Annotated in this window: 5 protein-coding genes; all 5 read right to left on the bottom strand. The window is 71.1% G+C overall.

Annotated elements, in window-relative coordinates:
• Positions 1 to 202: nucleoside hydrolase (locus ACLN58_RS20305; RefSeq protein WP_415857045.1), on the bottom strand; the 202-nt coding region annotated here is incomplete at its 3' end.
• A gap of 79 nt (positions 203 to 281) precedes the next feature.
• Positions 282 to 1,259, bottom strand: a complete 978-nt coding sequence (locus ACLN58_RS20310) for an aldo/keto reductase (RefSeq protein WP_415857042.1) — start codon at positions 1,257 to 1,259, stop codon at positions 282 to 284.
• A 42-nt stretch (positions 1,260 to 1,301) separates the two neighbouring features.
• Positions 1,302 to 1,859, bottom strand: a complete 558-nt coding sequence (locus ACLN58_RS20315; protein WP_415857043.1) for a hypothetical protein — start codon at positions 1,857 to 1,859, stop codon at positions 1,302 to 1,304.
• The gene (locus tag ACLN58_RS20320; RefSeq protein WP_415857046.1) at positions 1,856 to 2,431 is read right to left on the bottom strand and encodes a DUF402 domain-containing protein; all 576 of its coding nucleotides are present in this window, start codon (positions 2,429 to 2,431) and stop codon (positions 1,856 to 1,858) included. The genes ACLN58_RS20315 and ACLN58_RS20320 overlap by 4 nt, the downstream gene beginning before the upstream one ends.
• A gap of 53 nt (positions 2,432 to 2,484) precedes the next feature.
• Positions 2,485 to 2,907: transketolase C-terminal domain-containing protein (locus ACLN58_RS20325; protein ID WP_415857044.1), on the bottom strand; the 423-nt coding region annotated here is incomplete at its 5' end.

The raw sequence follows: 2,907 nt of genomic DNA on the forward strand, positions 1-2,907 counted from the left end.
GGACCCGGAGCGGCGCGCGCGCCCCGACGGCTACCGGGACGTCCGCCCGCCCGCACAGCTCGAGGAGGGCGAGGTTGTTGCGCGCCACCTGGTCCGCGTCCACATTGCCGGGAGTGCTCGTCACCGCGACGAGCTCGACGTGCGGCTGGCTGCACAGGTAGATAAGCGCGAGCGCGTCGTCGACGCCCGTGTCGCAATCCATGAGAAGCGACACGGGCTCCCGACGAGGCTCGTGCTCGACGGGCCTCGACGCAGCGTTCAGGAAGGTCCCCACGGCTCGATCAGAAGAGCGCAACCTTGGGCGTCCGCGGGAAGATCTCGTCGAGCTCGGCGAGGTCCTCGGCGCTCGGCTGCCACGAGGCGGCCTCGGCGTTCTCGCGGATCTGCTCGGGCCGCGTCGCGCCCGCGATGACGCTCGCGACGGACGGCTGGGCGGCGAGCCACGAGAACGCGACCTGGAGCTCCGCGAGGCCGCGCTCCTCGGCGAATGCAGAGAAGCGGTCCAGCTGGTCCCAGTCGGCGTCGTGGACAAGGTTGGTGCGCGAGTGCGAGAGGCGCGAGCCCTCGGGCGCGGTCCCCCGCGAGTACTTGCCCGTGAGCAGGCCGTTCGCGAGCGGGAAGTACGGGAGGACGCCGAGCCCGTAGGCCTCGGCGGCTTCGGTGACCTCGAGCTCGGCGCGGCGGTCCAGGAGGTTGTAGTGGTTCTGGCTCGAAACGAACGGCGTGTAGCCGCCCATCCGGGCCACGAACTCGGCCTCGGCGATCTGCCAGCCGCTCCGGTTCGAGTGGCCCACGTAGCGGACCTTGCCCTCGTGGACGAGGTCGTCGAGCGCCGAGAGCGTCTCCTCGATGGGCGTGCTCGGGTCCGGGGTGTGGAACTGGTAGAGGTCGATCCAGTCCGTGTCGAGGCGACGGAGCGAGGCCTCGATGGCCTGGCGGATGTAGCGCCGCGAGCCGCGGGCACCGAAGTCGTTCCCGTTGGCACCGTGCATGTCCATGCCGAACTTGGTCGCGACCACGACGTCGTCACGGCGGCCCTTGAGCGCGCGGCCGAGCATCTCCTCACTCAGCCCGGGGGTCCGGCCGTAGACGTCGGCGACGTCGAAGAGCGTGATCCCCGCGTCGATCGCAGCGTGGATCACGGCGTCGGTCCCTTCCTGGGACTCCGTGGGGGTGTTCGCGCGGCCGAGGTTGTTGCACCCGAGGCCTACAGTGGACACGGTCAGGCCGGAACGGCCCAGGCGGCTGTAGTCAGTCATACGGCCAGCCTACTCGCGCGGGCGTGGCCGAAAAGATGGGCGTCAGAGCGTGAAGCTGCGAACGCCCGACGGCGCGTGCTTGAGTTTGAACTCGTCCGGCGCCTCGGGCGCGGCGACGGCGATCGAGAGTTTCGTGAAGTCGCTCGTCGCCTCGCGCACGCACGTCTTGACGGCCGCGACGGCCTTGTTCACGTCGACGCAGCGCGTGAAGATCGTGAGCCGTCCGCGGCCGATCTCGCTCCCCTCGACCGTCCCGAGGCCCCGCCACGCAAGGTGGGCCGTGAGCGCTCCAACGGCCTGACGCTCGAGGAAGCGGTCGCGCTCGGTCCCGTCCTGCGACTTGAGCGCGAACTGGGCGACGACGCGGTGCTGCTCCGTCTCGGGGATCTCCGCGAAGCCGTCTTCTGCGCACTGGGCAGCGAAGGCGGCGAGGAGCGCCTCGCTCGCGGCAGCGTCGACGTCGTCCGTGGCGTCCGACGTCGAGAGGTGACCAACGGGGCCGTGGTTGACCACGAACTGGGCGGCCTCGTCGTCGTGCCACGCCTCGCGGAACTCGAGGGTGCCATCGTCGCGGCGGCGGTAGGCGCGCAGGAAGCTCATGCGTGGTCCTCTCTCGTGGCCGCGCGGCCGCGGGCCAGCCATTCGTCGGCGACGCCGCCGAAGGGCCCGGTGCCCTCGCGCACGGCGGCAAACAGGCGCTCGCATTCGTCCCGGACGGCGCTCACGAGCCATCCCGGGTAGTCCATGCTCGCGCGGTGCTCCTCGAACTCGTCCTCGTCGTCGACGAAGACGCCGCGGGAGGCGGAACGGATCACGTCGAGGTCCATGTCGATCATGTGGAACTCAACGGCGCCGGGCCCGCTGGCCGACCCCGCGCGGATGCGGCTCCACGCGAGGTCCCACGCAAGATCCACGTAGACGCGGAAGTCGCCCGGATTGGCCTCGTCGTAGAACGTCGCCGCGTACCCGCCGTCGCGAGGGACGAGCAGTACGGCGTCCGCGAGCGTGTGGAGCGCCATCCCGGGGCGCGAGATGAACTCGCCGCGGCCCTGGTAGATCCACCAGCCATGTTCGTCCTCGCCGAGGGCGACGCCCGGCACGACCCAGTGCGGGCCGCCGTCCCACTTGCGGTTGCGGGCGACGACGAGGTCCCCCGCGCGCGGCAGGTCCACCGCAGTCGGGACGACTGTCCGGCTCGGGACCGGCCGGGCGGACGCGGGCTGGCTCACAGCTGCGGGAGACTTCCCGTGCGAGGAGCGGTCTGGCCGGGAAGCGGGCGCGCGAAGGGAACCTTCGTGCCGAGCACCTGGGCGACGATGTCGTGGGTGACCTGCTGCGCCGTGAGGCCCACGCGCGCGAGCACCTCGGAGCGCGTGCCGTGGTCGAGGAACTGGACCGGCAGCCCCACCTCGTTGAGCGCCGTGTCAACGTTCGCCGCGCGCATTTCCTGGCGGATGCGCGAGCCGACGCCTCCCGCGCGGACGCCGTCCTCGAGGCACACGACGATGCGGTGGTCGGCCGCGAGGCGGATGACGCTCATCGGCACGGGAAGGACCCAACGCGGATCGATGACCGTCGAGCTGATGCCCTGGTGATCGAGGCGTTCGGCGATGTCGAGCGCGAGGTCGCTCATGGCCCCGACCGCCAC

It is taken from the genome of Sinomonas sp. G460-2 (assembly GCF_047759905.1).
Classification (GTDB): domain Bacteria; phylum Actinomycetota; class Actinomycetes; order Actinomycetales; family Micrococcaceae; genus Sinomonas.

What these genes read in the sequence shown, in the direction of transcription:
- ACLN58_RS20310 (WP_415857042.1), bottom strand. Translation starts at nt 1,259, where the DNA reads ATGACTGACTACAGCCGCCTGGGCCGTTCCGGCCTGACCGTGTCCACT.
- ACLN58_RS20315 (WP_415857043.1), bottom strand. Translation starts at nt 1,859, where the DNA reads ATGAGCTTCCTGCGCGCCTACCGCCGCCGCGACGATGGCACCCTCGAG.